18 protein-coding genes are annotated in these 14,085 nt (G+C 42.9%); 10 read left to right on the forward strand and 8 right to left on the reverse strand.

What is annotated here, in order from left to right:
• The 3 genes from NSS75_RS05665 (at nucleotide 1) to NSS75_RS05675 (ending at nucleotide 4,253) form a co-directional block, all read left to right on the forward strand.
• Entirely contained in the window at nucleotides 1-2,898 is a 2,898-nt protein-coding gene (locus NSS75_RS05665) for an AAA family ATPase (RefSeq protein WP_339236427.1), read from the forward strand.
• Nucleotides 2,899-2,971: 73 nt separating this feature from the next.
• Nucleotides 2,972-3,916, forward strand: coding sequence for a 3'-5' exoribonuclease YhaM (yhaM, locus tag NSS75_RS05670; protein ID WP_024120773.1), 945 nt, complete (start codon nucleotides 2,972-2,974; stop codon nucleotides 3,914-3,916).
• Between the two features lie 124 nt (nucleotides 3,917-4,040).
• Nucleotides 4,041-4,253: a sporulation YhaL family protein gene (locus tag NSS75_RS05675; protein ID WP_010333590.1), complete on the forward strand. Its 213-nt coding sequence runs from the start codon at nucleotides 4,041-4,043 to the stop codon at nucleotides 4,251-4,253.
• 43 nt (nucleotides 4,254-4,296) lie between these two features.
• Here the strand turns inward: NSS75_RS05675 and NSS75_RS05680 are convergent, their stop codons facing one another.
• Nucleotides 4,297-5,163: a peptidylprolyl isomerase gene (locus NSS75_RS05680; protein ID WP_106020626.1), complete on the reverse strand. Its 867-nt coding sequence runs from the start codon at nucleotides 5,161-5,163 to the stop codon at nucleotides 4,297-4,299.
• Nucleotides 5,164-5,322: 159 nt separating this feature from the next.
• On the opposite strand from NSS75_RS05680, the gene yhzE1 reads away from it, so the two are divergent.
• Both yhzE1 and yhzE2 read left to right on the forward strand, forming a co-directional pair.
• Nucleotides 5,323-5,409: a sporulation protein YhzE1 gene (yhzE1, locus tag NSS75_RS05685; RefSeq protein WP_003327753.1), complete on the forward strand. Its 87-nt coding sequence runs from the start codon at nucleotides 5,323-5,325 to the stop codon at nucleotides 5,407-5,409.
• Nucleotides 5,410-5,534: 125 nt separating this feature from the next.
• On the forward strand, nucleotides 5,535-5,621 hold the full coding sequence (gene yhzE2, locus NSS75_RS05690; protein ID WP_003155248.1) for a sporulation protein YhzE2: 87 nt from the start codon (nucleotides 5,535-5,537) through the stop codon (nucleotides 5,619-5,621).
• A gap of 70 nt (nucleotides 5,622-5,691) precedes the next feature.
• Here the strand turns inward: yhzE2 and NSS75_RS05695 are convergent, their stop codons facing one another.
• Both NSS75_RS05695 and NSS75_RS05700 read right to left on the reverse strand, forming a co-directional pair.
• Nucleotides 5,692-5,910: a hypothetical protein gene (locus tag NSS75_RS05695; protein ID WP_081638266.1), complete on the reverse strand. Its 219-nt coding sequence runs from the start codon at nucleotides 5,908-5,910 to the stop codon at nucleotides 5,692-5,694.
• Nucleotides 5,911-5,981: 71 nt separating this feature from the next.
• On the reverse strand, nucleotides 5,982-6,500 hold the full coding sequence (locus NSS75_RS05700; protein WP_024120775.1) for a DUF3267 domain-containing protein: 519 nt from the start codon (nucleotides 6,498-6,500) through the stop codon (nucleotides 5,982-5,984).
• A gap of 207 nt (nucleotides 6,501-6,707) precedes the next feature.
• Here NSS75_RS05700 and NSS75_RS05705 point away from each other — a divergent pair, with 207 nt between their 5' ends.
• Nucleotides 6,708-7,049 (forward strand): YhaI family protein, encoded by a 342-nt coding sequence (locus NSS75_RS05705; protein WP_010333592.1) that lies wholly within the window; start codon nucleotides 6,708-6,710, stop codon nucleotides 7,047-7,049.
• Here NSS75_RS05705 and NSS75_RS05710 read toward each other — a convergent pair.
• Both NSS75_RS05710 and NSS75_RS05715 read right to left on the reverse strand, forming a co-directional pair.
• Nucleotides 7,046-7,657, reverse strand: a complete 612-nt coding sequence (locus NSS75_RS05710; protein ID WP_024120777.1) for an HTH-type transcriptional regulator Hpr — start codon at nucleotides 7,655-7,657, stop codon at nucleotides 7,046-7,048. The two genes, NSS75_RS05705 and NSS75_RS05710, sit on opposite strands and share 4 nt — an antisense overlap.
• Before the next feature lie 177 nt (nucleotides 7,658-7,834).
• Nucleotides 7,835-8,191, reverse strand: a complete 357-nt coding sequence (locus tag NSS75_RS05715; protein WP_024120778.1) for a YtxH domain-containing protein — start codon at nucleotides 8,189-8,191, stop codon at nucleotides 7,835-7,837.
• Between the two features lie 127 nt (nucleotides 8,192-8,318).
• On the opposite strand from NSS75_RS05715, the gene NSS75_RS05720 reads away from it, so the two are divergent.
• Nucleotides 8,319-8,510: a hypothetical protein gene (locus NSS75_RS05720; protein WP_024120779.1), complete on the forward strand. Its 192-nt coding sequence runs from the start codon at nucleotides 8,319-8,321 to the stop codon at nucleotides 8,508-8,510.
• Nucleotides 8,511-8,582: 72 nt separating this feature from the next.
• On the opposite strand, the gene trpP is transcribed toward NSS75_RS05720, so the two are convergent.
• From trpP to NSS75_RS05735, 3 genes are all read right to left on the reverse strand, one after another.
• Nucleotides 8,583-9,101: a tryptophan transporter TrpP gene (trpP, locus tag NSS75_RS05725; protein WP_185848128.1), complete on the reverse strand. Its 519-nt coding sequence runs from the start codon at nucleotides 9,099-9,101 to the stop codon at nucleotides 8,583-8,585.
• A 123-nt stretch (nucleotides 9,102-9,224) separates the two neighbouring features.
• Nucleotides 9,225-10,304 carry a 3-phosphoserine/phosphohydroxythreonine transaminase gene (gene serC, locus NSS75_RS05730; RefSeq protein WP_339236434.1) on the reverse strand — a complete coding sequence of 360 codons (1,080 nt, stop codon included), beginning with the start codon at nucleotides 10,302-10,304 and terminating at the stop codon, nucleotides 9,225-9,227.
• 147 nt (nucleotides 10,305-10,451) lie between these two features.
• The gene (locus NSS75_RS05735; protein WP_003327743.1) at nucleotides 10,452-10,889 is read right to left on the reverse strand and encodes an HIT family protein; all 438 of its coding nucleotides are present in this window, start codon (nucleotides 10,887-10,889) and stop codon (nucleotides 10,452-10,454) included.
• 489 nt (nucleotides 10,890-11,378) lie between these two features.
• Between NSS75_RS05735 and ecsA the strand changes: the two genes are divergently transcribed.
• From ecsA to NSS75_RS05750, 3 genes are read left to right on the forward strand one after another with little or no spacing between them, the layout of a single operon-like run.
• The gene (gene ecsA / locus NSS75_RS05740) at nucleotides 11,379-12,122 is read left to right on the forward strand and encodes an ABC transporter ATP-binding protein EcsA (protein ID WP_024120782.1); all 744 of its coding nucleotides are present in this window, start codon (nucleotides 11,379-11,381) and stop codon (nucleotides 12,120-12,122) included.
• Nucleotides 12,115-13,341: an ABC transporter permease gene (locus tag NSS75_RS05745; RefSeq protein ID WP_024120783.1), complete on the forward strand. Its 1,227-nt coding sequence runs from the start codon at nucleotides 12,115-12,117 to the stop codon at nucleotides 13,339-13,341. Before ecsA ends, NSS75_RS05745 begins: the two co-directional genes overlap by 8 nt.
• Nucleotides 13,342-13,363: 22 nt before the next feature.
• On the forward strand, nucleotides 13,364-14,071 hold the full coding sequence (locus tag NSS75_RS05750) for an EcsC family protein (protein ID WP_024120784.1): 708 nt from the start codon (nucleotides 13,364-13,366) through the stop codon (nucleotides 14,069-14,071).
• The last annotated feature ends 14 nt before the right edge of the window (nucleotides 14,072-14,085 follow it).

The following is a 14,085-nucleotide window of genomic DNA, read 5'->3' on the forward strand; positions in this document are numbered from 1 at the left end:
GTGAAAGCAATGCGAATCATATCAATACATATCTACCAATACGGAAAATTTTCAAATCGAACCTTTCACTTTTCCGCCTCGCCTGTCCAATTAATCTACGGATTAAATGAGGCAGGAAAAACGACGATGATGTCATTTATCGAAAGCATGCTGTTTGGTTTTCCGAAATCGAAAAAATATGAACCGAAATCCGGCGGTGTGTATGGCGGTGTTCTTGAGGCTGAGCACCCTGAATACGGCGTGATGAAGATTGAACGGACGAAAGGAACCGCTGAGAAGGTAAGGGTGTACACAGAAACCGGAGAGGTAAAGCAGGAAGATTTTCTGAAGCAGCTGTTCCAGGGTACGGACAGGGCGCTGTACAAAGCCATTTATTCGTTTGACGTATTCGGATTGCAGGAAATTCACGCCTTTAATCGGGACAAGATTGGAGAATTCCTGCTGTTTTCCAGCCTGTTTGGCGCTGAATCCGTATCAAAGCTTGATTCAAGATTGATGAAGGAAAGCGAAAGGCTCTTTAAACCAAACGGCCGAAATCCTCATTTGAATCAGGAGCTGGAAACGCTGAAGCAGCTGGCAGCAAAGCTGAAGCAGGCTGAAGCGGAGGAGGCGGGCTATCATCAGCTTCTTGAGGAGAAAAGAACGCTCGAGTCCCGTCTTGCTGTTGCTGAAACAGAGCTGAAAGAGACTGCGGAACATATTCGAAACATCGACAGGGCCATTGAACTGAAGCCGGTGCTAACCGAAAAAACTGCGCTGGAACAGGCGATTGAACAATATCCGGAGCATGCGGGGCAATTCCCTGCTGACGGGTTACATCGTTTAGAAAAGTATGAATCCCATCTTCATCCGAAATCCGCACAGCTGGAGGCGCTTCGGGTAAAGCTTGCAGGGTTGGACAAACAGCTGCAAAAGCTTAACCCGAATGAGGATATATTGGCGAATGAAGCGCTTATCCTAGAGCTATCATCAGCGTATCATATGTACCAATCCTACGGGGAACACCTTGCCGCCATCCAGGCTCAGCTGCGCCAGTCCTCTTCACAGGCAGCGGCTGGGCTGGAGCAGCTGAATAAAACAGATGAAAATGAACTGCTGAATATGAACACGTCTTATGACTATGAATGGCAGCTCCAGCAGGCGGTGCGGCATTACGTACAGGCAAGAGACAGAAAAAGACAGCTTGATGAAGCGTTTGAAGCGGCGCGGCGCGAGCTGGAAGACGCTGAAAGGGCAATTCGTGACGTATCTACCGCCATACTTGAAAACAGCCAAAGAAAAGAAAAAGAAGCCGCTCTTAAAGCATATGATGAAGCACAGGGACAGCATCAAGAGCAGATGAAACTGAGGGAACAGCTGAAGTTCTTCGAAAGGCAGCAGGCGAAACAAAAGAAGATCGTGATTGCAGCAGGCATTCTCTTCATGGTTCTCTTTCTGCTGCTGGGGCAATGGATTCCAGCCATATGCGTCGGCGCTGCACTCATGCTGTATGCCTTTACAACTGGCAGAAAGCCGCTGTCTTCTGAAGAAGTAAGGGAGAGGGAAGAGCCAGAGACGGATATTTCTCCGCGAGAAGCCGAAGCGATTAGAGAAGCGCTATGGGAGGATGACCGCAATAAACAGCACCTCACATCGTTGCGGGCAGAGCTCCAGCAGAAAGAGGCAGCTTACGAAAGGATCATCCAGCAATTCGAACAGTGGGAGGCCGATATGGCTCCCTCCTTCAGCCAAGCTGAGCAATTCATGAATGAACTCGGATTTAAGGAAGACCCTTCCTTCTTACTGGATGCTTACAATGTAATGAAGGATGTAAAAAAAGAAGTGAAGAAAAAACATGAGCTGACGATCGAAGTAGGGAGACTTCAAAAGCATCGGCGGACATTTGAGGAACGCGTCAGAATGCTGCTTTCTGACAAAAACGATTCTCAAACCCCCGTGGCTGATGTCCTTCACGCACTGCGGAAAAATGCGGAACGCGAAAAAGAGATCGAGAAGCAAAAAAGAGAAATTGAAACAGATATCCAATTTCACGAAGAGCAGGTGCTGGAGCTGGAGCAAGAGATACGGTATTTCCAAGCGCAGATCGAACAATTATTCACTGAGGCGGGTGCAAAAAACAGAAATGAGTTTTTCGCCATAGCCGACATCAGCAAGAAATTGAAGGATACTGAAATAAGGCTGTATAACGTTAATGCACAGCTTCAAGGTGTCAGCTCAGCAGAACTTCATCTGGCGGACTCCGGCACTCTTTCTGAATTGGAACAAAAACGACTGCAGGAACATGAAAAAAAAGAACGGCTCGATGAGGAGCTGAAACAGCTGCGCGCTCAAATCGCATTGCTTTTGGTCAAACAGGAACAGTTAGAGGCTTCGGGATTGGTCTCAGATCTCAAATTGCAAACCGAAATGCAAAAAGAGCGTGTGAAAGAAGCTGCAAAAAAATGGGCATCGATTCAAATGGTCAGACATGTGATCAGAAACAAAATGGAGCGGCATAAAAAAGTCGGATTGCCGCGTCTTTTGGAGACAGCTGAAGAATTCTTCCGCCCGCTGACTGACGGCAGCTATCAATCGATTTATTTTTCCGAAACAGATGATTCCATCATGGTTATGAACAGCGCTGGAACGGTATTTCAGGCGGAAGAGCTGTCTCAGGGCACGTGTGAACAGCTGTATACAGCAATTCGTTTCGCTCTGGCCGTTACTCGTCAGGATGGGGCAATGCTGCCATTCCAGCTCGACGACAGCTTTGTACATTTCGATCAGAAACGTCTGAACCGCGTGCTGGAAATGCTTGCTGTTTTATCAGGAGGAGAACGGCAGATTTTCTATTTTACATGCCATGAACATGTAAAAAACGCGTTTCAAAGTGATCAAATCATCCATTTAGTATCATAAATGAGGTTATATAGCTGAAAATCGGTATGTGATATACTGATATTATGTAAGATACGGAGGGAGCTTTAATAGTATGGCTAAAGGGATTATGCTACATGAGGTTGGCGAACAGGTTGACCAATATCTATTGATCAAATCCTTAACAAAAGGGATTGCAAGCAATGGAAAACCGTTTTTAACTCTGATGCTTCAAGACCAGTCAGGTGATATTGAAGCCAAGCTGTGGGATGCCAAGCAAAGTGATGAAGTAACCTATGCGCCGCAGACGATCGTTAAGGTTGTGGGGGATGTCCACCATTACCGCGGGCGCACCCAGCTGAAGCTGAGAAATATCAGACCGGTGAGCGAGAATGAAAACGTCAATATTGATGATTTTTTGGAAACTGCGCCGATTCCGAAAAATGAAATGCTGGATACCATCACTCAATATATATTTGAAATGAAAAATCCAAATATCCAGCGGATAACAAGATATTTGGTCAAAAAGCACGAAGCAGAATTTATGGATTACCCGGCGGCTACGAAAAATCATCACGAGTTTGTCTCAGGTTTAGCGTATCACGTCGTCTCTATGCTGAATCTGGCAAAAGCAATTGCTGATTTATATCCGTCTCTTGACCGTGATCTTCTTTATGCAGGAGTTATCCTTCACGATCTCGGAAAAGTGAAAGAGCTGTCCGGGCCCGTTTCCACTTCCTATACAGTAGAAGGCAATCTGCTCGGCCATATTTCCATTATGGTCACAGAGCTGTCAAAAGCGGCTGAGGAGCTTCAAATCGATTCTGAAGAGGTGTTGATCCTTCAGCACTTGATCCTGAGCCATCACGGCAAAGCAGAATGGGGCAGCCCAAAACCGCCGATGGTAAAAGAAGCGGAAATTTTGCACTATATTGATAATCTGGATGCGAAAATGAATATGATGGACAGAGCGCTGGAGCGCGTGAAGCCGGGTGAGTACACTGAACGTGTATTTGCACTTGAAAACCGTTCCTTTTATAAACCGACTTTTCATCAATAATCAAAAAGGACTGATGCTGACATGTTCAGCTCAGTCCTTTTTTACATGCTTTTCCCGCTCATAACCTGTCTCATTCCTGCATAAGGTTAAAAATAAAGAATCTATGCAAAAGGGGGAGAAGCCCGTGTTGTTTTTTCCATGGTGGGTATATCTTTGTATTGTGGGTATCATTTTCAGTGCATATAAGCTGGTGTCAGCAGCCAAAGAGGAAGACAAGTTAGACCAGTCTTTTATTGAAAAAGAAGGTCAGATTTATATTGAAAGGATGGAAAAAGAAAAAGAACGCCGCACGTCCCAGCAGCGTGAGGAAGAAAACCAAAATCATTCCATCGCATAAAAAAAGCTGCGCAGCTCCGGTGAGCCTGCACAGCTTTTTTTTATTATTTAGAACTGTTTGAAGGACTGCTAGTAGAAGCAGAAGTGTTAAATGTATCCTTCAAATCTTTATCCTTCACATCGATGTCAGCTTTTTTCATTACTTTTTGAACGGCTGCTTGCACAGCTGTATTGTCATTAAGTTTTTGCTCAAGAACTTCAGATTTCAGCTCTTTTTTCATATCTTCATATTTTCCGCGTTCTTCAGTCTTTTTGATGATATGATAGCCATATTGTGTTTTCACAGGATCACTGACTTCGCCAGTTTTTAATTTGAATGCAGCTTTGCTGAATTCAGCGACCATACCGTCTTTCGCAAACCAGCCAAGGTCCCCGCCTTGTGAAGCAGAGTTGTCTGTAGAGTATTCTTTCGCAAGGTCTTCAAATTTCTCGCCTTTTTTCAGCTTTTTCTCCACTTCTTCAGCTGTCTTTTTATCAGCGACAAGGATGTGGCTTGCGCGGATTTTATTTTTTAAGCCTTCCCAGTATTCTTTTATATCGTCATCTGTAACCTTGATGTTATCTTTAGCTGCTTTTTGTGTAAGTAATTCAAATTTAACTTGTTCTTTAAGGTAATCTTTTCCATATTGATCTTCTAACGCAGTATATTGATCCCCGAGCTGTGTTTTGTATTCTTTCAGCTTGTTGTCAATTTCTTTATCTGATACTTTGTATTTCTTGTCCAAAACTTTTTCTTGCACCAGCTGAGTCAGGACGCTCGCTCCAGCTTGTTTTTTCATGTTTGTGTAAAGTTCGCCTTTTGTTACATCGCCTGCGTCTGTTTTTGCGATGACTTCTTTGTCGCCGCTGCTGCAAGCACTGAGAGCGAGGATGCTTGTAGCAGTGATAGCTGCTATTGCGATTTTCTTCATTGTTTTCAAACACTCCTAATCATTCCAAATTGAATTGCCTATGCGTATCATAACATATTGTGGCTTTCTGTAAAAAGATTTTAAATAAAGGGCATTCGTCTAGTCAAACTTTCGCTGATGACATACAAATATATTGATCAAGAAAAGGAGGTATGTAACATGAGCGGAGGATATTCAAACGGTTTCGCTTTGCTTGTTGTACTGTTCATTTTGCTTATCATTGTAGGTGCAGCTTACATCTACTAAGCAGCAAAAGGGATCGCTTGTTGAATAAGCGATCCTTTACTTTCACAAGCGCCTAATCGTTTCATCAATTAACTGCATAAGATGTAATTGGAAAATAAAGCTTTTTACAGGAGGTGCTTTTTAAGATGGGTGAAGTATTTGCAGGCGGTTTCGCTTTATTGGTCGTCTTATTTATCTTGTTGATTATCATCGGCGCTTCTTGGCTTTACTAATCAATGCAAAAAAGCATAGCTGCCGGTTCTAGCGAGACCGGCAGCTATGCTTTCTTTACTTCCTTCATATTTAAACAGTAAAGGATATCTCCACAAATGAAGAGATCAGTAAAATTAATATACATACATTGATAAATCGAAATACCTTATCCTGGCGCTCTTCAGGAATCTCTCTGACAAGGCATAATGTATTGGTGAGCCTGTTTATAAAGTAAACAATAAACAAGGCAGTCACGATAAAATAGAATAAAATGATGGGAGATTCCCCCTCTCTCTGAACTGCTCCCATATTACATTACCAAATATTTATCAAAAAAGATAGAATGTAAACTGAAAAATCGGCACAGCGCCAAGCGTCCGCTACTTTTCGACCAAAATATCCAAGCCGTCTGCTTCCTGATCGATAAAGCATGCTTTCGGTGCTTGCATCAGCTTCAGAGCCAGCAAAAAGTCAGGCAGACAGTAGCCTGCATGAATGCCTGAAATCATGCAGAAGTAATGGGCGTGATTCGGAAACGCCAGCGCGGCGTAAAATAATACAGGTGTTATCAGCATAAAAGGGCTTAACAGTGAAATCAGCATCGTCGTTTTCGGTATCCGTTTCCACGTTCGCATACGCCATATATAAATCTTTTTTTCTATTTTTCTTTTTTTGCAGATGATCGGCAGGACATGGATGACTTTATGTACAAATAAAATAACGACGAGCAAAACGCCGAACAGCGGTACATATTCATCGCTCAAGCTTGTTTTAGGCCGCAACAGCTCAAATGCTAAGAAGTTAGATATAAAAACCATAATCATGAAACACACAGCAATCAATATTATGCGAACGGCACCATAATCTTTCATCAGATTTATGGTTTTCCAGCAATTCATCAAAGTCATCCTTCCGTACATCTTGAATAGAATCTCAAAATAATTTACTCCTCCCAAGAAAAAAAATCAATGCTTTTTTAAGAAAAAATATCTTTCAATAGGTATTTTTTTGAAAGGAGCAAACAATCTATGAAATATGGGGTTAGAACTTTCTTCTCAGTGAATTATCAGCTAAAATAAGATTAAAGATAGAAAGAAGTGGTGTGGATGGATTCGATGGATCATCGCATTGAGCGATTGGAATATTACATACAATTATTAGTGAAAACAGTGGATATGGACAGGTACCCTTTCTATGCGCTGCTGATTGATAAAGGGCTGAGCAGAGAAGAAGGGGAAGAGGTTGTGCGCATATGCGGTGAATTGTCGGAGGAGCTGGCAACACAAAAAGCGCAAGGATTTGTAACCTTTGATAAGCTCCTTGCGCTTTTTGCCGGACAGCTGAACGAAAAATTAGATGTTCATGAAACGATTTTTGCCCTGTATGAGCAGGGGCTTTATAAAGAACTGATGGAAGTTTTTATAGACATTATCAGACACTTTGATTAACTGTTTACAGGTTCAAGTTCTTCGGCTGATTCATCCGCAGCAGTGTCCGTTGCTTTTTTCTTCAGTTTTCCGTTTACGCTTTCAAAGTCGTTGTCGATATTTGTGAGTGATGTTTCAAAGATTTCCATAAAATCATCGCCGTATATATGGCGGATCATACACATCATTTCTGCCACTTCAGGGAACTTTCCGAATAAATGATACAGAGGCTGTGACCCTTTAAAAACCGCGTTGCGCGTCGGATCAAATTCTTCAAGCAAGCTCCAGAATACCTCAGTTCCTTCCTCAGTCAGCTGAACATATGTGTTTCGTTTATCGTTCAGCCGTTTTGAAAACCTTAAATACCCGCGTTCCTCAAGCTTTTTTGAAAAGTTAAATGCCGTTGAAACGTGCATGACTCCGAACTTTGCAATTTCAGAAATGGAAGCTCCATTCAGCTGATAAGCAATCCATAAAATATGGTGCTCATTAATATTCAGGTCATACGGTTTGAGCCATTGCTGCCAGTCCTTCTCAATCGATTTCCAAAGAGCTTTGCTAAGCTGAGCCATTTTCTGGGTGAAGACCAGAGCCTCTTTCACATCATAAGGCGGTTCCACTTGATTCATTACGTCACCTGCTTCTCTTTATCTTTTTCTCTATTATGCCAATAAAATAAAGATTAATAAAGATGAAAATGTAAGAATTTTTTAATAAATTCTTGAGCCGTTGCTAGGAAAGGCTTTTGCGAATAAAAAAAGTGCAGGTCATGTTATGACCCGCACTTTTTTCCTTTGAATAGGATATTAGTTTTGTAAGGTTTTCTCCAGCTGTTTGATTTTTTCTTCAATATCAGCGATTTCTTTTTGAAGATCCTGCTGATGAGGTTTGATCTCTTCCTGCCATTTTTTAATTGAGGTTTGCAGTTCACCGCTCACGTCTTTAATGACATCTGCACTTTCTTTTGCCGCTTTCACTAGCTGGTCCTTTAAAGTTAAGCCGTCTGATTTTAAGCGCTTGATCGTTTCTTCAAAAGAATCGCAATTGGTTTTGATTTTTTCACGCAGCTGTTTACCTGAAGAAGGTGCTGATAGAAGAACTGCAGCACCTCCGATGATGCCGCCCACGAATAGTCCTGTTAATAGAGAACGTCCGTCCGCCATTAAAATCACCCCGTTTTTTTCTTGAAATATGATACGTGCAGCTTTTTCAATTTTGTTCGAAGAATGAACTTCTATACATAGCTTGCTTTATTTTAGCATATTTTTTAAGTGAAAAGGAGGGAGAAGGTTGTCTGTCTTTATGATTGTGTTATCCTGCATCACCCTTGCCTTTGCAACAGGCGCCATTTACTATATCAGACTTCTCAGCCAGGCTGCTTCTTATCCGCCGAAGAAAGTCATCCGGCAGAAAGCGCTTGTTTGTTCAACCGGAACCGCCTTTACACTATGTCTTATCTTTTTCACAAAACTCCTCGCTTAAAACATGCTGACATGCTGCGGGCTCTTTTTTAAAAAAACCTCTCCCGGAAGCGGAAGAGGTTTTGTGTCACATTTATTTTGCAGCTTCCATAAAACTTGAGCGTCTTAAAATGGTTTGCACAATCGGATACATTATGATCATGGCAATTGTATTCAATACAGCTGCCGGAAGAACGACTGCGGCGAATAATGCGGCGAAACCGCCAGGCAAACCGACGATAAATAAAGCTGACGTTAAAAATACAGTTCCTGATAAGATGGTGCCGATGACTGTCAGCACTGTGGCTGCAGCTGTTTTCTGGCTCTTTCTGACCAGAAGGAACAGGAAGAAAAACAGAAACGCTGATACAGGTTTGTCAATGATATTCGGAATCTGTCCGGCCGGAAATGCGGTTGTAAGAGCTGAAATGATCCCGGTCACAATCCCGATAACGAGTACATTTTGCACCCGCGGGAACAGAAGGATGCCCATAAACATCATGATCAGCATCATATCTGGTTTCATCCCGCCTAAAAAGGGCGGAATAATGGAATGGAGCGCTGCGCCGATTGCGGCAAACAGAGCCATAATGACTAACTCTTTTGTTTTCATAACTATGCTCTCCTCTGCTAAGCTTTTTGCCCTCCAATAATATGCTCATCATTTATTGCGAAGGCTTAAAGAATTTGTTATGCAAACAGTATACCAAACGAATGGTTTGCACAGCCAGACTTTTTACTCATTTTCCTGCTGGAATTTCTTCATGAACGCAGCTAATTTTTCACAGTCTTCCAGTGACACCGCATTATAAATGGAAGCACGGCAGCCTCCTACTGAACGGTGTCCGCCAAGGCCTACCATTTTTGTTTCTTTTGCCTCCTGAACGAACTTTTTCGTTAAACCGTCATCACGGAGCGTAAAGGTAACGTTCATGCGTGAACGGCTGTCCTTTCTGGCATGGCCTTTATAGAAGCCATTGCTTTCGTCAATGCAGCTGTAAACAACCTGTGCTTTTTGTTCGTTGCGCTGTTCAGCGGCTTCAACTCCGCCGTTTTTCTTCAGCCACTCAAGGACGAGGCTCAGCATATAAATGGCAAATGTAGGCGGAGTGTTGTAAAGAGAATCCGCTTTGACATGTGTTGAATATTTAAGGATTTTCGGAACGTTGGCATTTTCATTTTGCAGCCATGATTTTTTCATTACGACAACGGTAACACCTGAAGGACCAAGGTTTTTTTGGGCACCGCCGTAAATGACGTCAAATTTGGATACATCGATTTTTCGGCTTAAAATATCGCTGGACATGTCAGCGACAAGCGGAATTGGAGAATTCGGGAATTCTTGCCACTGTGTGCCGAAAATCGTATTGTTAGATGTAATATGTAAATATGCGCCGTCTTTTACATCTGTAAGGTCAACCTTGGGAATGTAGCTGTAATTGTCTGATTCGCTTGTCGCCGTCACAGATGTGTTTCCGAACAGTTTCGCTTCAGCGAGCGCTTTTTCAGACCAAGCGCCTGTCATCACAAAATGAGCGGTTTTTTCAGGTGTTAAAAAGTTCATCGGAAGCATTGAGAATTGAAGGCTTGCCCCGCCTTGAAGAAACAGAATGTCATAGTCTTCCGGGATGCCCATCAGTTCAATCAGCAAGCTTTTCGCTTTTTGATGCACCGCTTCATATTCTTTGCTGCGGTGGGAAAGCTCCATAACGGACATGCCGGATTCATTAAAATCAATAAACTCTTTCTGTGCTGTTTGCAGAACTTCTAATGGCAGCGCTGCAGGACCTGCGTTAAAATTCGTTGTACGTTCCATCATGATCTCTCCCTGTTTTCCACGTTAATGTAATAAATAATACAATTATCCTATCACAAAAATTCAGTTTTTTTGATAAAAAATTAGAATTATCAAAAGAAAATGACGAATATTTGCGAATTGTTCACAAATAAAAAAACCTCATCTTTATGATGAGGCCAGGCGTTTGGCAATGGATGAAGAAATGTCTTGGAGATCTTCCGGTTTGTAATCATCTGCATGTGTTTTCCACACTGCTCCGAATCCGTCTCCTTTTCCGTAGCGCGGGATAATATGCATATGGTAATGGAAAACAGATTGTCCTGCTTTTTCGCCGTTGTTGTTTAACGTATTTAAGCCGATCGGTTCAAATTCATCCCTGATGGCGCGGGCAATTTTCGGAACGGCGTGAAAATATTGTTTCGCTAATTCGTCTGTAAATTCGTAAACATTTTCAATATGGGTTTTCGGGATAACAAGGGTGTGGCCTTTCGTCACTTGGCTGATATCGAGAAATGCCAGCACATGTTCATCTTCATAAACCTTTGCTGACGGGATTTCGCCGGCGATAATTTTACAAAAGATACAATTCTCTGCACTATGCATGAGGGTTCCTCCTTATGAAATTGTTTTTTTATGTATAAACTCATCGTACCACAGAAATGAAGAAAATAGAAAACAGGATGAACGGCGGAGCGTTCACCCTGAATGCAGAGGAATCAGCTTTATGAAGAAAATGTGTTATGCCTTTGGTAAGCACCTCATTTGTCAATAAAATGAAGACTTGTTTAATGCCTAACGATTCCTGCGATAAACACCTCATTTGATAGTCAGCTTCAGAAATGAAGATTCATCAATTCAGTGAATGCAAAAAGGTTTGAGCATAGGACATGTTATTTTCTATCCAACTGTGCCTAAGACGTCTTTGACAAACACCTCATTTTTCAGTTGATATGCTTTTTCCTCTACAACGATTATATTGTCCAGAAACCTGTCTCTTTATGACAGCAAATTCATCATTTGTTAAAAGGGAATTGTTTCAAATCAGGCTTTGTTTTTGGTACTATGAAGAAAAACAATATAAGGGGAGAAACTATGTCTCTGCTATCGGTAAAAGACTTAACCGGCGGTTATACGAGAAATCCGGTTTTGAAAAACGTGTCATTCACCCTTGAGCCGAACCAAATTGTCGGTTTAATCGGTTTAAATGGTGCAGGTAAAAGTACAACAATCAGACATATCATCGGGCTGATGGACCCGCATAAAGGATCTATTGAGTTAAACGGGAAAACCTTTGCTGAGGATCGGGAAGGCTATCGGTCCCAATTCACTTATATTCCTGAGACACCCGTCTTATATGAAGAACTGACGCTGATGGAACACCTTGAATTGACGGCGATGGCATACGGCCTTTCAAAAGAAACGATGGAAAAAAGATTGCCGCCGCTGTTAAAGGAATTTCGAATGGAAAAAAGGCTGAAATGGTTCCCGGCGCATTTTTCTAAAGGAATGAAGCAGAAGGTCATGATCATGTGTGCGTTTTTGGCAGAGCCTGCGCTCTACATCATTGATGAGCCGTTTCTGGGACTTGATCCGCTGGCAATTAATGCTCTGCTTGAGCGGATGAATGAAGCGAAGAAAAGCGGGGCGAGCGTGCTGATGTCAACGCACATCCTGGCAACGGCGGAGCGCTATTGCGATTCGTTTATCATTTTACATAACGGCGAAGTGCGGGCGCGCGGCACGCTGTCCGAGCTCAGAGAGCAGTTTGGAATGAAGGACGCGGCGCTGGATGATTTGTATCTAGAGCTCACAAAGGAAGACGCTGGCCATGAATAACATGCTGGATATTTGGCAGTCACGGCTGCAGGAGCATATTAAAGAAACAAGAATGTACATGAAATATATGCTCAACGATCACCTCGTTATCGTTTTGATCTTTTTTATCGCAGGTGCGGCGAGCTGGTACAGCAAATGGGTACGGGACATTCCCGCTCACTTTCCGTCCTTTTGGGTGATGGCCGTTCTGTTTTCACTCGTTCTGACAGGATCTTATGTGCGGACGCTTTTAAAGGAGGCTGACCTTGTCTTCTTATTGCCGCTTGAGGCTAAGATGGAGCCGTATTTGAGACAGGCGTTTGTTTACAGCTATGTGTCCCAGCTGTTTCCGCTGATTGCACTGAGCCTTGTAGCGATGCCGCTTTATTTCGCTGTCACGCCGGGAGCATCGCTCGTGTCGTACGTGGCGGTATTTGTACAGCTTCTGCTGCTGAAAGCGTGGAATCAGGCCTTGGAATGGCGTATGACGTTTCAAAATGACCGAAGCATGAAACAGATGGATCTTGTCATTCGTTTTGCCGCTAATACACTCGTTCTGTATTTTGTTTTTCAGTCTGTTTATGTGTATGCGCTTGTGATCTATATCATTATGGCGGCTCTTTATCTTTATGTGTCTTCCGCTGCAAAAGGAAAAACATTTAAATGGGAAAGCCATATTGAATACGAATTGAGACGCAAGCAGCGTTTTTACCGGATTGCCAACCTGTTTACGGATGTGCCGCATTTAAAGAAACAAGCGAAACGGAGAGCGTATCTCGACTTTTTGCTGCGGTTTGTGCCGTTTGAACAGCGTAAAACGTTCGCCTATATGTTTGCCCGCGCGTTTTTGCGTTCAAGTGATTATCTGGGCATTCAAGTCAGATTAACCGTTATTTTCGCGCTGATTATTATGTATGCGTCTGCAAGCCCGATGATCGCAGGGATTTTGACTGTGTTTACCGTCTTTATCACAGGCATTCAGCTTCTGCCGCTGTTTGGCCACTTTGACCATCTGGCGCTTCAAGAGCTATATCCTGTCAAAAAGGAAGCGAAGCTGAAAAGCTATTTTTCTCTATTAAAAACTGCGCTTAGCGTGCAGGCTCTGCTCATGGCAGCGGCCTCTGCATATGCTGCGGGCGCTGCAGGTTTTCTGTACGCGCTGATCGGCTCTGCCGTCTTGATCTTTGTCGTTCTGCCGTCTTACATGACCGCCAGATTAAAAAAACACGGAAAGCTGTGAGCTGAAAAAAGGGGTAGGTCAAATGAGCGAGAATCTGCTGATGCAGGAAGCTCTTCAATGGAAAATGCATTTTTTGCGAAAGGATTCCATGTTTGAACGCTTCTCAAAGCGTGTGCAAACAAAGGTGAATGAACGAATACCTGAAAAAATTCATGCAGCGGTAACTGAAAGCGTGAAAAAAATGGTGGAAGCAACGATGGCAGGGTCTAATATCACCACTTATAAGAAGGATACAAGCACGCTTTCACTCAGTGAAAAAAACGAGCTTGCGAAAAAAACGATTGCTTCTTATCAGAAAGTGGCGGCTGCTGAAGGAGTCGGCACCGGGGCGGGCGGCATCTTTTTAGGTATTGCCGATTTCCCGCTCCTGCTTTCCATTAAGATGAAATGTTTATTCACTTTGTCCTCGATATACGGCTTTGATGTGAAGAATGCAGAAGAAAGGATGTTTTTACTTCTTGTATTTCAGCTTGCTTTTTCAAGTGATGACTGCCGCAAATCACTTTTTTCTGTCATTGAAAACTGGGAGACGGAGAAAAAGGATATTGACTGGAGAGTGTTTCAGCAGGAGTATCGCGATTATATTGATGTCGTCAAGCTTTTTCAGCTTTTACCAGGGGTAGGGGCCGCAGTCGGCGGAATTGCCAATTATAAACTGCTTGCTCAGCTTGGAGATACAGCAAGACACGTTTTTCATCTGAGAATATTAAAGGAAACAGCCGGAGAGTAAAACTCCGGCTGTTT

It is taken from the genome of Bacillus sp. FSL K6-1012, from assembly GCF_037964915.1.
Lineage (GTDB): Bacteria > Bacillota > Bacilli > Bacillales > Bacillaceae > Bacillus > Bacillus halotolerans.

Bases quoted from the DNA above. Each gene is read 5' to 3' on its own strand.
- yhaM (WP_024120773.1), top strand. From the start codon at position 2,972: ATGGCTAAAGGGATTATGCTACATGAGGTTGGCGAACAGGTTGACCAA.
- NSS75_RS05680 (WP_106020626.1), bottom strand. From the start codon at position 5,163: ATGAAGAAAATCGCAATAGCAGCTATCACTGCTACAAGCATCCTCGCT.
- yhzE1 (WP_003327753.1), top strand. From the start codon at position 5,323: ATGAGCGGAGGATATTCAAACGGTTTCGCTTTGCTTGTTGTACTGTTC.
- yhzE2 (WP_003155248.1), top strand. From the start codon at position 5,535: ATGGGTGAAGTATTTGCAGGCGGTTTCGCTTTATTGGTCGTCTTATTT.
- NSS75_RS05695 (WP_081638266.1), bottom strand. From the start codon at position 5,910: ATGGGAGCAGTTCAGAGAGAGGGGGAATCTCCCATCATTTTATTCTAT.
- NSS75_RS05700 (WP_024120775.1), bottom strand. From the start codon at position 6,500: ATGAATTGCTGGAAAACCATAAATCTGATGAAAGATTATGGTGCCGTT.
- NSS75_RS05705 (WP_010333592.1), top strand. From the start codon at position 6,708: ATGGATTCGATGGATCATCGCATTGAGCGATTGGAATATTACATACAA.
- NSS75_RS05710 (WP_024120777.1), bottom strand. From the start codon at position 7,657: ATGAATCAAGTGGAACCGCCTTATGATGTGAAAGAGGCTCTGGTCTTC.
- NSS75_RS05715 (WP_024120778.1), bottom strand. From the start codon at position 8,191: ATGGCGGACGGACGTTCTCTATTAACAGGACTATTCGTGGGCGGCATC.
- trpP (WP_185848128.1), bottom strand. From the start codon at position 9,101: ATGAAAACAAAAGAGTTAGTCATTATGGCTCTGTTTGCCGCAATCGGC.
- serC (WP_339236434.1), bottom strand. From the start codon at position 10,304: ATGGAACGTACAACGAATTTTAACGCAGGTCCTGCAGCGCTGCCATTA.
- NSS75_RS05735 (WP_003327743.1), bottom strand. From the start codon at position 10,889: ATGCATAGTGCAGAGAATTGTATCTTTTGTAAAATTATCGCCGGCGAA.
- ecsA (WP_024120782.1), top strand. From the start codon at position 11,379: ATGTCTCTGCTATCGGTAAAAGACTTAACCGGCGGTTATACGAGAAAT.
- NSS75_RS05745 (WP_024120783.1), top strand. From the start codon at position 12,115: ATGAATAACATGCTGGATATTTGGCAGTCACGGCTGCAGGAGCATATT.
- NSS75_RS05750 (WP_024120784.1), top strand. From the start codon at position 13,364: ATGAGCGAGAATCTGCTGATGCAGGAAGCTCTTCAATGGAAAATGCAT.